Source organism: Aquirufa rosea (assembly GCF_004118285.1).
In the GTDB taxonomy this organism is placed as follows: domain Bacteria; phylum Bacteroidota; class Bacteroidia; order Cytophagales; family Spirosomataceae; genus Aquirufa; species Aquirufa rosea.
On record NZ_SDHY01000046.1, the window covers coordinates 1 to 255 of the forward strand.

The window sequence follows — 255 nt, forward strand, 5'->3', positions numbered from 1 at the left end:
ATCACCGCTCAATTAGTCGATGCCAACAATAACCCAGTAAGCACTTCGGGTAAAACCATCACTTGGTCCAAGAGCGATGCCAATGGTTCTTTCTCTTCTGCGACTAGTACAACCGATGCCAATGGTACTGCTACTGTAACATTTACTTCACATACAGTTTCTGGTACTACGACTACCATTACGGCCACTGATAATACTAGCTTAACGGGTACTACTTCTAACATAACTACCGGTGTAGGTACGGCTTCTAAATTA

At 43.1% G+C, this 255-nt stretch carries 1 protein-coding gene; it reads left to right on the top strand.

What is annotated here, in order from left to right; translation table 11 throughout:
• Window positions 1-255: Ig-like domain-containing protein (locus ESB04_RS12520; RefSeq protein WP_205749523.1), on the top strand; the 255-nt coding region annotated here is incomplete at both ends.